Consider the following 15,130-nt stretch of genomic DNA (forward strand, 5'->3'; position numbering starts at 1 on the left):
GTCGCTGCTCAGAAATGAAAAACCCCGCCGAGGCGGGGTTTCTCACATCAGGCTATCGATCAGATCGCACCACGCTGGCGCAGCACATCCAGCACTAGCTTGACGCCCTCATCAACGTTCAGCGACTGGGTATCGATCACCAGGTCGGCGTCCAGCGGCACATCGAACGGGAAGCTTTCGCCCGGGATGTTGTCGCCCCCAGCTGCATACAAGCCCTGTGGGTCACGCTCGCGGCAGGCCAGCGGCGACGCCTGGACGTACACGGTGATCAGACGCTCCTTGCCGATCAGCGCCTTGGCCTGTTCGCGGCCTTCGGCATCCGGGGCGACGAACGCGGCCAGGGTGAGCAGGCCGGCTTCGTTGAACTGACGCGCGACATGGGCGGCGCGGCGCCAGTTCTCGGTGCGCCCGGCACGGTCCTGTGGCAGGCCCTTGTTCAGGTCGTGGCGCAGGTTCTGGCCATCGAGCACATAGACCGCGCGGCCCATATCGAACAGCTTGCGCTCCACGGCGTAGGCCAGGGTGCTCTTGCCGGCGCCAGACAGGCCGCTGAACAGCACCGTGGCCGGCTGCTGGCCGAAGCGCAGGGCGCGCTCTTCGGTGGCGACGTGGGCCAGCTTGCCATGCTGGCCGGCGCTGCCGTGCGGCAGTACTGGCGGCGCGATGATCATGCCGGCACCCACGGTGCCGTTGGTCAGGCGGTCGATGACGATGAACGCGCCAGTGGTGCGGTTGCTGTCGTAACCGTCCAGGGCGATGGCGCTGTCCAGCGCGACCTTGACCCGGCCGATCTCGTTGAGCTGCAACGCGCTGGCGGCGCCCTGTTCGAGGGTGTTCACATCCACCTTGTGGGTGATGCTGGCGATCGAGCCCGGCACATAGCTGGTGGCGCGCTTGATGTCGTACTTTTTGCCCGGGAGCATTGGTTCCTCGGCCATCCACACCAGCATGGCGTCGAACTGGTCGGTCACCGCCGGGACGTTGTCGGCATGCACCAGCAGGTCGCCGCGGGAGATGTCGATCTCGTCTTCCATTGTCAGTGTGACCGCCTGGCCAGGGCCGGCGCTTTCCAGCTCACCTTCGTAGGTGACGATGGACTTGACCCGGCTGCTCTTGCCCGACGGCAGCACGACGATCTCGTCACCCTTGTGCACCACGCCACCGGCGATGGTGCCGGCGAAGCCGCGGAAGTTCAGGTTCGGACGGTTGACGTACTGCACCGGGAAGCGCAGGTCGGTGACGTTGCGGTCGGCGGCGATCTCGACGGTTTCGAGGATCTCCATCAACGCAGGGCCCGTGTACCACGGCGAACGCTCGCTGCGGTTGACCACGTTGTCGCCCTTGAGCGCCGACATGGGCACGAAGTGCAGGCTCGATGGCTTGAGGTTGATGCCCTCGGCGAACTTCAGGTAGTCGGCCTTGATCGACTCGAAGACCTGCTCGTCGAAGTTCTTCAAGTCCATCTTGTTGACGGCGACGACGATGTGCTTGATGCCCAACAACGAGGCGATGTAGCTGTGCCGGCGGGTTTGCGTCTGCACGCCGTAACGGGCATCGACCAGGATGATCGCCAGGTCGCAGGTCGAGGCGCCGGTGGCCATGTTACGGGTGTACTGCTCGTGGCCCGGGGTGTCGGCGATGATGAACTTGCGCTTGGCGGTGGAGAAGTAGCGGTAGGCGACATCGATGGTGATGCCCTGCTCGCGCTCGGCCTGCAGGCCGTCGACCAACAGCGCCAGGTCAACCTCTTCGCCGGTGGTGCCGGACTTCTTCGAATCGCGGGTGATGGCCTCGAGGTGGTCCTCGTAGATCATCTTCGAGTCGTGCAGCAGGCGCCCGATCAGGGTGCTCTTGCCGTCATCCACGTTGCCGCAGGTGAGGAAGCGCAGCAGCTCTTTACGCTCGTGCTGGGCCAGGTACGCGAGGATGTCCTCGCTGATCAGTTCGGATTGGTGCGACATGATGAAACCCTGAAATTAGAAGTAGCCTTGGCGTTTTTTGTCTTCCATCGAGCCTGCGCCATCGTGGTCGATGACGCGGCCCTGGCGCTCGGACGTACGGGTCAGGAGCATCTCCTGGATGATGTCCGTCAGGGTCTCGGCTTCGGATTCGACCGCGCCCGTCAACGGGTAGCAGCCAAGGGTGCGGAAGCGCACTTTCTTCTTGACGATGCGTGCTTTCTCCTCGTCGCTGAGGTGCTCGAGGATGCGCTCGTCGTCGATCATGATCAGGGTGCCGTTCTTCTCGATCACTTCACGCTCGGCGGCGAAGTACAGCGGCACGATCGGGATGCCTTCGAGGTAGATGTACTGCCAGATGTCCAGCTCGGTCCAGTTCGACAGCGGGAACACGCGGATCGACTCGCCCTTGTTGACCTTGCCGTTGTAGATGTTCCACAGCTCCGGGCGCTGGTTCTTCGGGTCCCAGCGGTGCTTGCTGTCACGGAACGAGTAGACGCGCTCTTTCGCCCGCGACTTCTCTTCGTCGCGGCGCGCGCCACCGAAGGCGGCGTCGAAGCCATGCTTGTCCAGCGCCTGCTTCAGGCCCTGGGTCTTCATGATGTCGGTGTGCTTGGCGCTGCCATGGGTGAACGGGTTGATGCCCTGCGCCACCCCTTCCGGGTTGACGTGGGTGATCAGCTCCAGGCCCATCTCTTCAACCATCTTGTCGCGGAAGCGGTACATCTCCTGGAACTTCCACTGGGTGTCGACGTGCATGACCGGGAACGGCAGCTTGCCTGGGAAGAACGCCTTGCGCGCCAGGTGCAGCATGACCGCGGAATCCTTGCCGATCGAGTACAGCATCACCGGGTTGTCGAACTCGGCGGCCACCTCGCGGATGATGTGGATGCTCTCCGCCTCCAGCTGTTTCAAGTGCGTCAGATTGTCGACCATGGCTACTCACGAAAAACGATCTTATGGACGGCCTGCGGGCCGTGTTCGAGCGAGCCACTTTATCACAGCGCCTGATTCTATTTAGGAGGCTGCCTAGATCGAAAAGGTCTAATGATATGACTGGGGGTTTGGGTGTTCACACACGCATCTGTAGGAGCCAGCCTTACTGGCGAATAATGGCCGGTTCGCCAGCAAGGCTGGCTCCTACAGGGTATTGGGGCGGCTTCAGATCGGGTTCGGGCAATCGATGAACAGGTGCTCGAGCGCGAACCGCCGCGCCAGGTAATCGCCCAGCGCCTGCACGCCATAGCGCTCGGTGGCGTGGTGCCCGGCGGCGATGAAACTGATGCCGTTCTCGCGGGCACTGTGGAAGGTCTGTTCGGACGCCTCGCCACTGATGAACAGGTCCACCCCAGCGGCGATGGCGGTGTCGATGTAGCCCTGCCCGCCCCCGGTGCACCAGCCCACCCGGTTAATCATCCGCTCGCCCTCGACCACCAGCGGCTCACGCCCCAGCGCCTCCTGCACGCGGCGGGCGAAATCGCGCGCCGACAGCGGCTCGGCCAGCGAGCCGACCAGGCCCACCACCTTGGGGTTGTTCGGGTCCAGCGGCCCTTCGACGGTGATGTCCAGCTGGCGCGCCAACTGCACGTTATTGCCCACCTCCGGGTGCACATCCAGCGGCAGGTGATAGGCCAACAGGCTGATGTCGTGCTTGAGCAAAGTCTTCAGGCGGCGTTGCTTGATGCCGGTGATGCACGGGTTCTCGCCCTTCCAGAAGTAGCCGTGGTGCACCAGCACCAGGTCGGCGCCGGCCTCGACCGCGGCATCCAGCAGCGCCTGGCTGGCGGTGACGCCGCTGACGATACGGCTGACCTGGGGTCGGCCCTCGACTTGCAGGCCATTGGGGCAGTAGTCCTGGATCTTCGCGCTGGCCAGGTAGCGCTCGGCTTCCTCGACCAGGATATTGAGGGCGACGGCCATGAAAAATCTCCTCGGATTCGGCGTTGCGGCTGGGCACGAGGCCCTATAATGGCCGCCATTATGGGCCGTCGCCGGCCTCGGGGAAACCGGCGGCAGTTGCCTGGGGGCAAGCCTGTGGTGCCTGTTTCGCGGGTAAACCCGCGAAACAGGCACCACGACTCCAGCCGTCGCCGATCGACTTGTTCAGGTGTATGATCGCGCGCGCTCGCTCCCGGGCCGTGCTGACATGGCCCCCGCCCTACTCCCAGGATTCATTCATGCTCAAGGCTCTGCGTTACTTCGGCTGGCCCCTGCTCACCGGTGTGCTGATCGCCCTGCTGATCATCCAGCGCTTCCCGCAATGGGTCGGCCTGCCCAGCCAGGACGTCAACCTGCAGCAGGCGCCGCAGACCTCGCGGATCATGCAGGGCCCGGTCTCCTACGCCGACGCCGTGACCCTCGCCGCCCCGGCAGTGGTCAACCTGTACACCACCAAAGTGGTGAACAAGAGCGCCCACCCGCTGTTCGAAGACCCGCAATTCCGCCGTTTCTTCGGCGACAACCTGCCCAAGCAGCGCCGCTGGGAGTCGAGCCTGGGGTCGGCGGTGATCATGAGCCCGGAAGGCTACCTGCTGACCAACAACCACGTCACCAGCGGCGCCGACCAGATCGTCGTGGCGCTCAAGGACGGCCGCGAAACCTTGGCGCGGGTGATCGGCAGCGACCCGGAGACCGACCTGGCGGTGCTGAAGATCGACCTGAAGAACCTGCCGGCGATCACCATCGGCCGCTCCGACAGCATCCATATCGGTGATGTTTGCCTGGCCATCGGCAACCCGTTCGGTGTCGGCCAGACCGTGACCATGGGCATCATCAGCGCCACCGGCCGCAACCAGCTGGGCCTGAACAACTACGAGGACTTCATCCAGACCGACGCGGCGATCAACCCGGGCAACTCCGGTGGCGCGCTGGTGGACGCCAATGGCAACCTGGTCGGCATCAACACTGCGATCTTCTCCAAGTCTGGTGGGTCCCAAGGCATCGGCTTCGCCATCCCGATCAAGCTGGCGCTGGAAGTGATGAAATCGATCGTCGAGCATGGCCAGGTGATCCGTGGCTGGCTGGGCATCGAAGTGCAGCCGCTGAGCCAGGAGCTAGCCGAGTCGTTCGGCATGCAGGGCCACCCAGGTATCGTCGTGGCCGGGATTTTCCGCGATGGGCCGGCGGCGCGCGCGGGGCTGCAATTGGGTGATGTGATCCTGAGCATCAATGGCGAACCAGCCGGCGACGGGCGCAAGTCGATGAACCAGGTGGCGCGGATCAAGCCCAACGAGAAAATCACCATCGAGGTGGTACGTAACGGGCAGCAGCTGAAGCTGGTCGCCGAAGTGGGGCTGCGGCCGCCACCGGCGCCGGTGACAACCAAAGAAGACAATTGAAGCCTGGGCTCGCCGGCAAGCCGGCTCCTGCAATCCCGTAGGAGCAAGCTTGCCGGCGAATCCCTGTCACATCAATGCAGGATCTGGCTCAAGAACAACTTGGTCCGATCACTGCGCGGCCGGTCGAAGAAATCATCCGGCGCAGCCTGCTCGACGATCTCGCCCTTGTCCATGAAGATCACCCGGTTCGCCACGGTGCGGGCAAAGCCCATTTCATGGGTTACGCAGAGCATGGTCATGCCGTCCTCGGCCAGGCTGACCATGGTGTCGAGCACCTCCTTGACCATTTCCGGGTCCAGCGCCGAGGTGGGTTCGTCGAACAGCATGATCTTCGGTTTCATGCACAGCGCCCGGGCAATCGCCACGCGCTGCTGCTGACCACCGGACAACTGCCCCGGGTACTTGTGCGCCTGCTCTGGAATGCGCACGCGCTCGAGGAAGTGCATGGCGATTTCCTCGGCCTTGCGCCGCGGCATCTTGCGCACCCACATGGGCGCCAGGGTGCAGTTTTCGAGGATGGAGAGGTGCGGGAACAGGTTGAAGTGCTGGAACACCATGCCCACCTCGCGGCGGATCGCCTCGATCTGCTTGAGGTCGTTGGTCAGCTCCACGCCATCGACGACGATGCGCCCCTGCTGGTGCTCCTCGAGACGGTTGAGGCAACGGATGGTGGTCGACTTGCCCGAGCCGGACGGCCCGCACAGCACGATACGCTCGCCCTGACGCACGTTCAGGTTGATATCCTTGAGCACATGGAACTGGCCATACCACTTGTTCACGCCCTGCATCTGGATGATGCCTTCGGGGCCGGCAGGCTGCTTGATCGCTTCACTCATTTCGAAACTCCTAACGCTTGTGGCCAGTGTCCAGCTTGCGCTCCAAGTGCATGGAGTAGCGGGACATACCGAAACAGAAAATCCAGAACACCAGGGCGGCGAACACGTAGCCCTCGGTGGCCATGCCCAGCCAGGTCGGGTCGGCCGCAGCCTGCTTGACGCTGTTGAGCAGGTCGAACAGGCCGATGATGATCACCAGGCTGGTGTCCTTGAACAGGGCAATGAAGGTGTTGACGATGCCAGGGATCACCAGCTTGAGCGCCTGCGGCAGGATCACCAGGCCCATCGCCCGCCAGTAGCCCAGGCCCATGGCTGCGGCGGCTTCGTACTGGCCCTTGGGGATGGCCTGCAGGCCGCCGCGCACCACTTCGGCGATGTAGGCCGACTGGAACAGGATCACGCCGATCATCGCCCGCAGCAGCTTGTCGAAGCTCATGCCCTCGGGCAGGAACAGCGGCAGCATCACCGACGACATGAACAGCACGGTGATCAACGGCACGCCGCGCCAGAACTCGATGAAGGTGACGCAGACCACCTTCACCGCCGGCATGTTCGAACGCCGCCCCAGCGCCAGCAGGATGCCCAGCGGCAGCGCGCCGACGATACCAACGGTGGCGATCACCAGGGTGAGCATCAGGCCGCCCCACTGGCTGGTCTGGACCGTGGCCAGGCCCAGGTAGCCACCCTGCAGCAGGGTGTACGCAAGCACCGGGTACAGGACCAGGAAGCCCAGGCCATACACCGCCTTGCGCGGGAAGCGCTTGATGAACAGCGGTGCGGCGCCGAGCACGGCAAGCCACACAGTCAGGTCGACGCGCCAGCGCAGCTCCGTCGGGTAGTAGCCGTACATGAACTGGCCGAAGCGCTGCTGGATGAACACCCAGCAAGCCCCCTCCTTGGTGCAGTCAGCGCGGGTGGTGCCGACCCAGTTGGCGTCGATGAACGCCCACTGCACCAGCGGTGGCACGATCAGCCACACCAGGTACAAGGCGAACAGCGTCAGTAGCGTGTTGAGCCAGCTGGAGAACAGGTTGGCCCGCATCCAGGCGAGCACGCCAACGGTCTTTACCGGTGGCGGCATGTCGGGTTTGAAAACATGGGCTGTCACGGAAGTACCCTCACCGCTCGATCAGCGCGATGCGCTTGTTGTACCAGTTCATCAGCAGCGAAATGCTGATGCTGATGGCGAGATAGACGCTCATGGTGATGGCAATCACCTCGATGGCCTGGCCGGTCTGGTTGAGCACGGTACCGGCGAACAGCGAGACCATCTCCGGGTAGCCGATACCGGCCGCCAGCGACGAGTTCTTCGCCAGGTTGAGGTACTGGCTGGTCAGCGGCGGGATGATCACCCGCAGCGCCTGGGGAATGATCACCTTGCGCAGCGTCGGGCCTTCACGCAGGCCGAGCGAGCGGGCCGCCTCGGTCTGGCCGTGGCTGACCGAGCGAATGCCGGAACGCACGATCTCGGCGATGAACGCCGCGGTATAGATGGTCAGCGCCAGGGTCAGCGCCAGCAGCTCGGGGATCAGCACCCAACCGCCGACGAAATTGAAGCCCTTGAGCTGCGGCACTTCCCAGTGCACCGGGCTGCCGAACAGCAGCGCGCACACGCCGGGGATGCCGACCAGCAACAGCAGGCCGACCCAGAACTTGTGGAACGGCTCGCCGGTTTCGTCGAAGCGCTTGTTGGCGTGGCGCACCATCAGCACGATGGCGACGATTGCCAGCACCAGCGCGACGACGAACGGCCAGAAGCCTTCGGCGAGCGAGGCGCCGGGCATGTTCAGGCCGCGGTTGCTGACGAAGAAGGTGTCCTGGATATTGATGCTGCCCCTTGGGCCCGGGAGGGTGAGGAACACCGCGAAATACCAGAACAGGATCTGCAGCAGCGGCGGAATGTTGCGGAAGGTCTCCACATACACCGTCGCCAGCTTGTTGATCATCCAGTTCGGCGACAGCCGCGCCACGCCGATGATGAAGCCCAGCAGCGTCGCCAGGATGATACCGATGAAGGTCACCAGCAGCGTGTTGAGCAGGCCGATGACGAACACTCGCGCATAGCTGTCCGACTCCACGTAGGGGATCAGGTGCTGGGCGATGCCGAACCCAGCGCTGCGCTCGAGGAAGTCGAAGCCCGAGGTGATGCCCCGGTGCTGCAGGTTGGTCTGTGTGTTGTGGAACAGGTACCAGCCCAGGCCCGCCACGAAGACTACCGTGAGGACCTGGAACAGCCACGCGCGCACACGTGGATCACTAAGGGAAAACCCTTTCCGTGCGCCGATTTGATTTTGCATGAAGTGCCCCGAAAAGAAGGGATTCGAACGACCCGCGGCGGCAGGATGCCGCCGCGGGGTGCAGCCATCAGCGCACCGGCGGTGCGTACTGGATGCCGCCGTTGTTCCACAGGGCGTTCATGCCACGGTCGATCTTCAGGTCGGTGCTCTGGCCCAGGTTCTTCTCGAACACTTCGCCATAGTTGCCGACTTGCTTGACGATCTGCACTACCCAATCCTTGGGCAGCTTGAGGTCCTTGCCGTACTCACCGTCGGCGCCCAGCAGGCGGGCGACGTCAGGGTTCTTGGTGGACTTGGCTTCGGCCTCGACGTTCTTCGAGGTGATGCCGGCTTCCTCAGCATTGAGCATGGCGAACAGGGTCCACTTGACGATGCTGAACCACTCCTCGTCGCCCTTGCGCACCACTGGGCCCAGCGGCTCCTTGGAGATGGTTTCCGGCAACACCACGTATTCGGTCGGCGCGGCCAGCTTGGAGCGCTGGGCGAACAGCTGCGACTTGTCCGAAGTCAGCACGTCGCAACGGCCGGACTCCAGCGACTTGGCGCTCTCGTCGGAGGTGTCGAAGGTAATCGGGGTGTATTTCAGCCCATTGGCGCGGAAGTAGTCGGAAACGTTCAGCTCGGTGGTGGTGCCGGCCTGGATGCAGATGGTCGCGCCGTCGAGTTCCTTGGCGCTGGAGACGCCGAGCTTCTTGTTGGCGAGGAAACCGACGCCGTCGTAGTAGGTGACACCGGCGAACACCAGGCCCATGCCGGCATCGCGCGAGCTGGTCCAGGTGGTGTTGCGCGACAGCACGTCGACTTCGCCGGACTGCAGCGCAGTGAAGCGCTCCTTGGCGTTGAGCTGGCTGAACTTGACCTTGGTCGCGTCGCCGAACACGGCGGCGGCCACGGCGCGGCACATATCGGCGTCGATGCCGACGATCTTGCCTTGGGCGTCTGGCACGGAGAAGCCTGGAAGACCATCGCTCACGCCACACTGGACGAAGCCCTTCTTCTTCACCGCATCGAGGGTGGCGCCGGCCTGGGCGAAGCTGGTAACGCCCAGCGCGGCGGCGGCGGTGAGGACTGCCAGGGTGGTTTTCAACATCTTCATCAACAACCTCCAAATCGCTCTTGTTGTATGAGCCGGAATTGCACCGCACCCTTATGAGGCGCATCCGACCCCTTGTTGGCTTGTTTTTGGGTCAATTGGCGCAATGGGCTGTTCTGTGACAGCCTTCAATCCACACGGGGGTGTTACCGTTACCGGCCTATCCCCTCGCATCAGCATAGATGTAGCAAAGCGCGTACCACAGTCGAGGGCTTAAGCGATTAAGCGGTCGTCAAGTAGTAAAAGTTGTAGAGTTGCGACATCTTTTTCTGGCATTAAACCAGCGCTGCCTTCTTGTTACGCACTCAAAGCGCACGCACGCACAGATTCGGAGCAGTCCATGACCCACCCGCTGATCCTCGAACCCCAGAACACCGCAGACGCCTGTGTGATCTGGTTGCACGGCCTGGGCGCCGATCGTTACGACTTCCTACCGGTGGCCGAGTTTCTCCAGGAGCGCCTGCTCAGTACCCGTTTCGTAATGCCCCAGGCCCCCACCCGCCCGGTGACAATCAACGGCGGCTATGCAATGCCCAGCTGGTACGACATCAAGGCCATGACCCCGGCACGGGCCATCGACGAGGCGCAACTGGATGAATCCGCCGACCAGGTCATCGCCCTGATCGAGGCCGAACGGGCCAAGGGCATCGACCTGTCGCGCATCGTCCTCGCGGGCTTCTCCCAGGGTGGCGCCGTGGTGCTGCACACCGCTTATATAAAGTGGCAGGAAGCACTCGGTGGGGTGATCGCCCTGTCGACCTACGCACCGACCTTCACCGACAGCCTGCAACTGAGCGCCTGCCAGCAACGCACCCCGGCCCTCTGCCTGCATGGTGTGCACGACCCGGTGGTGATCCCGTCGATGGGGCGCACGGCGTTCGAGTACCTCAATACCTGGGGCGTGGCCGCGCGCTGGCACGAGTACCCGATGGAACACGAAGTGGTGGTCGCGGAGTTGACCGATATCCACGACTGGCTGAGCCGCCAGCTGCAGTGAGCCTGTAGCCCACCGAGCATTCCACTACGCCGCGCCCGATTCTTGCATTACACTGCCCGGCGTACATTCCTTAACCAGTTGACGAGACGACCGTGCTCAAGGCACTCAAAAAAATATTCGCCAAGGGAGACGCCGCGCCGCAGGCCGCCGAGCCCGCCGCCGTGCCCCAACCCGCCCCGGCCGTGCAACCAGCTGCCACCCAGGCTCCGGCGCACAAGAGCCCCAGGCCCAAACCCGCCCCCAAGCCGCAGGCCGAGGCCCAACCGGTCGAACAGCCACGCGCCGAGCAGCCCGTCAAGGACAAACCACGCCGCGAGCGCAAGCCAAAGCCCCAGGCCAGCCTGTGGAAGCCCGAGGACTTCATGGTCGAGCCCCAGGAAGGCAAGACCCGCTTTCACGACTTCAAGCTCTCCAACGAGGTGATGCATGCCATCCATGACCTCGGTTTCCCCTATTGCACCCCGATCCAGGCCCAGGTGCTCGGCCATACGCTACGCGGCCAGGATGCCATCGGCCGGGCCCAGACCGGCACCGGCAAGACCGCCGCGTTCCTGATCTCGATCATCTCCCAGTTGCAACAGGTGCCACCGCCCAAGGAACGCTACATGGGCGAACCACGGGCGCTGATCATTGCCCCGACCCGCGAGCTGGTGGTGCAGATTGCCAAGGACGCCATGGCGCTGACCAAGTACAGCGGCCTGAACGTGATGAGCTTCGTCGGTGGCATGGATTTCGACAAGCAGCTCAAGTCACTGGAAGCGCGCCATTGCGACATCCTGGTGGCCACCCCCGGCCGCTTGCTGGACTTCAACCAGCGCGGCGAGGTGCACCTGGACATGGTCGAGGTGCTGGTGCTGGACGAAGCCGACCGCATGCTCGACATGGGCTTCATCCCCCAGGTCCGCCAGATCATTCGCCAGACCCCACCAAAGAGCGAGCGCCAGACCCTGCTGTTCTCCGCCACCTTCACCGACGACGTGATGAACCTGGCCAAGCAGTGGACCACCAACCCGGCCATCGTCGAGATCGAACCGGAGAACGTCGCCAGCGAAACCGTCGAGCAGCACGTGTACGCCGTGGCCGGCAGCGACAAATACAAGCTGCTGTACAACCTGGTCACGCAGAACAAGTGGGAACGGGTGATGGTGTTCGCCAACCGCAAGGACGAAGTGCGGCGCATCGAGGAAAAACTGGTGCGTGATGGCATCAACGCCGCCCAGTTGTCGGGCGACGTGCCGCAGCACAAGCGCATCCGCACCCTGGAGAATTTCCGCGAGGGGCGCATCAGCGTGCTGGTGGCCACCGATGTGGCCGGGCGTGGCATCCACATCGATGGCATCAGCCATGTGATCAACTTCACCCTGCCGGAGGATCCGGACGACTACGTGCACCGTATCGGCCGTACCGGGCGGGCGGGGAGCAGTGGCGTGTCGATCAGCTTTGCCGGTGAGGACGACTCGTACCAGCTGCCGGCGATCGAGGAACTGCTGGGGCGCAAGATCAAGTGCGAGATGCCGCCGGACGAGCTGCTGAAGCCCGTGCCGCGCAAGCATCATTGATATCCGTGGCCCTGCAGGCTTTAGCCGCGATCACCCGCAAAGCGGGTGCCAGGCACCGCGATGCCCGCATCGCGGCTAAAGCCGCTCCTACAGGCGAACCGCTCTACCAGCGCTCTGCCGCATCCTGGTCGCTCTGCTTCCCCTCGACCCAGCGCGGCCCATCCTGGGTGTTCTCCTTCTTCCAGAACGGCGCCCGGGTCTTCAGGTAGTCCATGATGAAGTTGCAGGCATCGAACGCCGCCTGCCGATGCGCGCTGGCCACCCCGACGAAGACGATAGGCTCGCCCGGTTCCAGTGCACCGATGCGGTGCAGCACCTCGACCTTGAGCAACGGCCAGCGCTGCTCGGCCTCGACCACGATCTTGGCCAGGGCCTTTTCGGTCATGCCCGGGTAGTGTTCGAGGAACATCCCGGCCACATCCAGCCCGTCATTGAAATCGCGCACATAGCCGACAAAACCGACCACCGCGCCCACGCCGACATTGGCGGCATGCATGGCGTTGACCTCTACACCTGGATCGAACGCCGCCTCCTGTACCCGAACACTCATGCTCAGCCCCCCGTCACCGGCGGGAAGAACGCCACTTCGTCGCCGTCCTCCAGCGCCTCGCCGAGCTTGCACAGTTCTTCGTTGCGCGCGCACATCAGGTTCTGCTCGGCCAGCACTCCATACTTGCCACCTTTGGCCAGCAACGCCTGGCGCACGTCGTCCAGCACCCTGAAGTCGCCCTCCAGACGCTCGGCATCAACACCCAGCAGCTCCCGGTAACGGGCGAAATACATGACCTTGACCTTCATCATGCCTCCGCCTTGTAGTGGCCGCTCTTGCCGCCGGTCTTCTCCAGCAGGCGCACCTGCTCGATGACCATGCCCTTGTCCACGGCCTTGCACATGTCATAGATCGTCAAAGCGGCGACACTGGCGGCGGTCAGGGCTTCCATTTCGACGCCGGTCTGCCCGGCCAGCTTGCAGCGCGCGACGATGTGCACGACATCTTCGCCTTCGGCTGCCAGCTCGACCTTGACACCGGTGAGCATCAGCGGGTGGCACAACGGGATCAGGTCGCTGGTCTTTTTCGCCGCCTGGATGCCAGCGATGCGCGCCACGGCGAACACGTCGCCCTTGGGGTGTTGGCCATCGACAATCATGCGCAGGGTGTCGGGCAACATGCGCACCCGTGCCTCGGCAATCGCTTCGCGCGCGGTCACGGCTTTTTCAGTGACGTCGACCATGTTGGCGCGCCCCTGGGAATCAAGATGGGTCAGCACTGCTCTGCTCCTGGGAAGGGAATGCAGAGTGTAAACCCGCAGGTCAGCTTTGAGCAGAGGGTGTATCGACGCAGTGTCCGGTTCACCGGCAAGCCGGCCCCTACAGGCTTAATGTAGGAGCCGGCTTGCCGGTGAACAGCCGGTTTTACAGGTGGGACTCGGCGTACTCGGCCAGCACCGAGCGTGGCACGCCCTGGAGGGTGATGTGAACGCCATGGGGGAAGTCCTTGAAGCGTTCGGTCAGGTACGTCAGCCCGGAGCTGGTGGCCGACAGGTAGGGGGTATCGATCTGCGCCAGGTTGCCCAGGCAGACCACCTTCGAGCCGTTACCGGCACGGGTGATGATGGTCTTGATCTGGTGCGGCGTGAGGTTCTGGCACTCGTCGATCAGGATCAGGCTCTGCTGGAAGCTGCGGCCGCGAATGTAGTTCAGCGACTTGAACTGCAGCGGCACCCGCTCGAGGATGTACTCGACGCTGCCGTGGGTGCTCTCGTCATCCATGTGCAAGGCTTCGAGGTTGTCGGTGATGGCGCCCAGCCAGGGTTCCATCTTCTCCGCCTCGGTGCCCGGCAGGAAGCCGATCTCCTGGTCCAGCCCCTGCACGCTGCGGGTGGCGATGATACGGCGGTAGCGCTTGCTGACCATGGTTTGCTCGATGGCGGCGGCCAGCGCCAGGATGGTCTTGCCGGAGCCGGCGGCGCCGGTCAGGTTGACCAGGTGGATATCCGGGTCGAGCAGGGCGAACAGCGCCAGGCTCTGGTGGATGTCCCGCGGCTTGAGCCCCCAGGCTTCCTGGTGCAGCAAAGGCTCCTGGTGCAAGTCGAGCAACAGCAGCTCGTCGTTGCGGATGCCCTTGATCCAACCGACGAAGCCTTGCTCATCGATGATGAACTCGTTGATGTGCACCGCCGGGAGGTTGTCGATCAACTGCACCCGGTGCCAGGTGCGACCGCGTTCCTGGCGGGTGTCGACCTTGCTCACGCGGTCCCAGAACGAGCCGGTGACCGAGTGATAACCCTTCGACAGCAAGGAGACGTCGTCGACCAACTGGTCGGTGCTGTAGTCCTCGGCGGCGATCCCACAGGCGCGCGCCTTCAGGCGCATGTTGATGTCTTTGGTGACCAGCACCACGTCCAGGTCCTTGCGCTTGGCGCGCAGGTCCAGGAGCTGGTTGATGATGATGTTGTCGGCGAGGTTTTCCGGGAGCAGGCGGTTGGGTTCGTTGCGCGTGCTCATGAGAATGGACAGGAAGCCCTTGGGCCCGCTCTTGCCGCGCTGGATCGGCACGCCCTGCTCGACATCGCTGGGGGACGCATCACCTAGCGTTTGGTCGATCAGGCGGATGGCCTGGCGACATTCGGCGGCGATGGTGTGCTTGCCGGTCTTGAGCTTGTCGAGTTCCTCCAGCACCGTCATCGGTATGGCGACGTGGTGCTCCTCGAAGTTGAGCAGGGCGTTGGGGTCGTGAATCAGGACGTTGGTATCGAGCACATACAGGATTGGCTGGTTGGAGGAAGGGTTGCGTCCTTGGTCATCCATACTCGGTCACCTTATGTGAAAGCCACACGGCGCGAACGGCTGCGCCGCAGAGTGACTGCCGTTCTTCCCGTATCCGCGTTGTTACGGGCGGGAAGCTCACCTGGCGAGGGGGGCGTGGATGACGCCACCTGTGCTGCAGGGTTCGGCTGTCTGACTCCTTGATACCGCAAAAACCATGACCGAAAAAAGACTTTTTACGCTTGGGTGAAGTTTATTTTTCGGATTGACGAACAGGGCTTGGCGT

At 63.4% G+C, this 15,130-nt stretch carries 14 protein-coding genes; 3 read left to right on the forward strand and 11 right to left on the reverse strand.

The window, feature by feature from the left end; translation table 11 throughout:
* Window positions 1–59 precede the first annotated feature (59 nt).
* The 3 genes from cysN to IM733_RS14740 form a co-directional block, all read right to left on the reverse strand.
* On the reverse strand, window positions 60–1,961 hold the full coding sequence (gene cysN / locus IM733_RS14730; protein WP_248917338.1) for a sulfate adenylyltransferase subunit CysN: 1,902 nt from the start codon (window positions 1,959–1,961) through the stop codon (window positions 60–62).
* Window positions 1,962–1,976: 15 nt separating this feature from the next.
* Window positions 1,977–2,894 (reverse strand): sulfate adenylyltransferase subunit CysD, encoded by a 918-nt coding sequence (gene cysD / locus IM733_RS14735; protein WP_248917339.1) that lies wholly within the window; start codon window positions 2,892–2,894, stop codon window positions 1,977–1,979.
* 225 nt (window positions 2,895–3,119) lie between these two features.
* On the reverse strand, window positions 3,120–3,878 hold the full coding sequence (locus IM733_RS14740) for a Nif3-like dinuclear metal center hexameric protein (protein ID WP_248917340.1): 759 nt from the start codon (window positions 3,876–3,878) through the stop codon (window positions 3,120–3,122).
* Window positions 3,879–4,135: 257 nt separating this feature from the next.
* Here IM733_RS14740 and algW point away from each other — a divergent pair, with 257 nt between their 5' ends.
* Window positions 4,136–5,296 carry a Do family serine endopeptidase AlgW gene (algW, locus tag IM733_RS14745; protein ID WP_248917341.1) on the forward strand — a complete coding sequence of 387 codons (1,161 nt, stop codon included), beginning with the start codon at window positions 4,136–4,138 and terminating at the stop codon, window positions 5,294–5,296.
* A gap of 71 nt (window positions 5,297–5,367) precedes the next feature.
* Here algW and IM733_RS14750 read toward each other — a convergent pair whose 3' ends face one another.
* The 4 genes from IM733_RS14750 to IM733_RS14765 form a co-directional block, all read right to left on the reverse strand.
* Entirely contained in the window at window positions 5,368–6,132 is a 765-nt protein-coding gene (locus IM733_RS14750; protein ID WP_011535571.1) for an amino acid ABC transporter ATP-binding protein, read from the reverse strand.
* 10 nt (window positions 6,133–6,142) lie between these two features.
* A complete protein-coding gene (locus tag IM733_RS14755; RefSeq protein WP_248917342.1) occupies window positions 6,143–7,240 on the reverse strand; it encodes an amino acid ABC transporter permease in 1,098 nt (365 codons plus the stop codon).
* 10 nt (window positions 7,241–7,250) lie between these two features.
* A complete protein-coding gene (locus IM733_RS14760) occupies window positions 7,251–8,429 on the reverse strand; it encodes an amino acid ABC transporter permease (RefSeq protein ID WP_248917343.1) in 1,179 nt (392 codons plus the stop codon).
* Between the two features lie 67 nt (window positions 8,430–8,496).
* Window positions 8,497–9,525: an amino acid ABC transporter substrate-binding protein gene (locus IM733_RS14765; protein WP_248917344.1), complete on the reverse strand. Its 1,029-nt coding sequence runs from the start codon at window positions 9,523–9,525 to the stop codon at window positions 8,497–8,499.
* A gap of 337 nt (window positions 9,526–9,862) precedes the next feature.
* Here IM733_RS14765 and IM733_RS14770 point away from each other — a divergent pair, with 337 nt between their 5' ends.
* Window positions 9,863–10,519 (forward strand): alpha/beta hydrolase, encoded by a 657-nt coding sequence (locus IM733_RS14770; protein ID WP_248917345.1) that lies wholly within the window; start codon window positions 9,863–9,865, stop codon window positions 10,517–10,519.
* 92 nt (window positions 10,520–10,611) lie between these two features.
* Window positions 10,612–12,078, forward strand: a complete 1,467-nt coding sequence (rhlB, locus tag IM733_RS14775) for an ATP-dependent RNA helicase RhlB (RefSeq protein ID WP_248917346.1) — start codon at window positions 10,612–10,614, stop codon at window positions 12,076–12,078.
* A 103-nt stretch (window positions 12,079–12,181) separates the two neighbouring features.
* On the opposite strand, the gene moaE is transcribed toward rhlB, so the two are convergent.
* The 4 genes from moaE to IM733_RS14795 form a co-directional block, all read right to left on the reverse strand.
* Entirely contained in the window at window positions 12,182–12,628 is a 447-nt protein-coding gene (moaE, locus tag IM733_RS14780) for a molybdopterin synthase catalytic subunit MoaE (RefSeq protein ID WP_248917347.1), read from the reverse strand.
* 2 nt (window positions 12,629–12,630) lie between these two features.
* Window positions 12,631–12,876 carry a MoaD/ThiS family protein gene (locus IM733_RS14785; protein ID WP_248921181.1) on the reverse strand — a complete coding sequence of 82 codons (246 nt, stop codon included), beginning with the start codon at window positions 12,874–12,876 and terminating at the stop codon, window positions 12,631–12,633.
* Entirely contained in the window at window positions 12,876–13,346 is a 471-nt protein-coding gene (gene moaC / locus IM733_RS14790) for a cyclic pyranopterin monophosphate synthase MoaC (protein WP_248917348.1), read from the reverse strand. The genes IM733_RS14785 and moaC overlap by 1 nt, the downstream gene beginning before the upstream one ends.
* A 145-nt stretch (window positions 13,347–13,491) precedes the next feature.
* On the reverse strand, window positions 13,492–14,886 hold the full coding sequence (locus IM733_RS14795; protein ID WP_011535580.1) for a PhoH family protein: 1,395 nt from the start codon (window positions 14,884–14,886) through the stop codon (window positions 13,492–13,494).
* Window positions 14,887–15,130: the final 244 nt, after the last annotated feature.

Source organism: Pseudomonas entomophila, from assembly GCF_023277925.1.
GTDB classification, from domain to species: domain Bacteria; phylum Pseudomonadota; class Gammaproteobacteria; order Pseudomonadales; family Pseudomonadaceae; genus Aquipseudomonas; species Aquipseudomonas entomophila_D.

Coding starts and splice junctions, on each gene's coding strand:
- IM733_RS14795 (WP_011535580.1), bottom strand. CDS start 14,886: ATGGATGACCAAGGACGCAACCCTTCCTCCAACCAGCCAATCCTGTAT.
- algW (WP_248917341.1), top strand. CDS start 4,136: ATGCTCAAGGCTCTGCGTTACTTCGGCTGGCCCCTGCTCACCGGTGTG.
- IM733_RS14765 (WP_248917344.1), bottom strand. CDS start 9,525: ATGAAGATGTTGAAAACCACCCTGGCAGTCCTCACCGCCGCCGCCGCG.
- IM733_RS14770 (WP_248917345.1), top strand. CDS start 9,863: ATGACCCACCCGCTGATCCTCGAACCCCAGAACACCGCAGACGCCTGT.
- moaE (WP_248917347.1), bottom strand. CDS start 12,628: ATGAGTGTTCGGGTACAGGAGGCGGCGTTCGATCCAGGTGTAGAGGTC.
- IM733_RS14785 (WP_248921181.1), bottom strand. CDS start 12,876: ATGAAGGTCAAGGTCATGTATTTCGCCCGTTACCGGGAGCTGCTGGGT.
- IM733_RS14760 (WP_248917343.1), bottom strand. CDS start 8,429: ATGCAAAATCAAATCGGCGCACGGAAAGGGTTTTCCCTTAGTGATCCA.
- cysN (WP_248917338.1), bottom strand. CDS start 1,961: ATGTCGCACCAATCCGAACTGATCAGCGAGGACATCCTCGCGTACCTG.
- cysD (WP_248917339.1), bottom strand. CDS start 2,894: ATGGTCGACAATCTGACGCACTTGAAACAGCTGGAGGCGGAGAGCATC.
- IM733_RS14750 (WP_011535571.1), bottom strand. CDS start 6,132: ATGAGTGAAGCGATCAAGCAGCCTGCCGGCCCCGAAGGCATCATCCAG.
- IM733_RS14740 (WP_248917340.1), bottom strand. CDS start 3,878: ATGGCCGTCGCCCTCAATATCCTGGTCGAGGAAGCCGAGCGCTACCTG.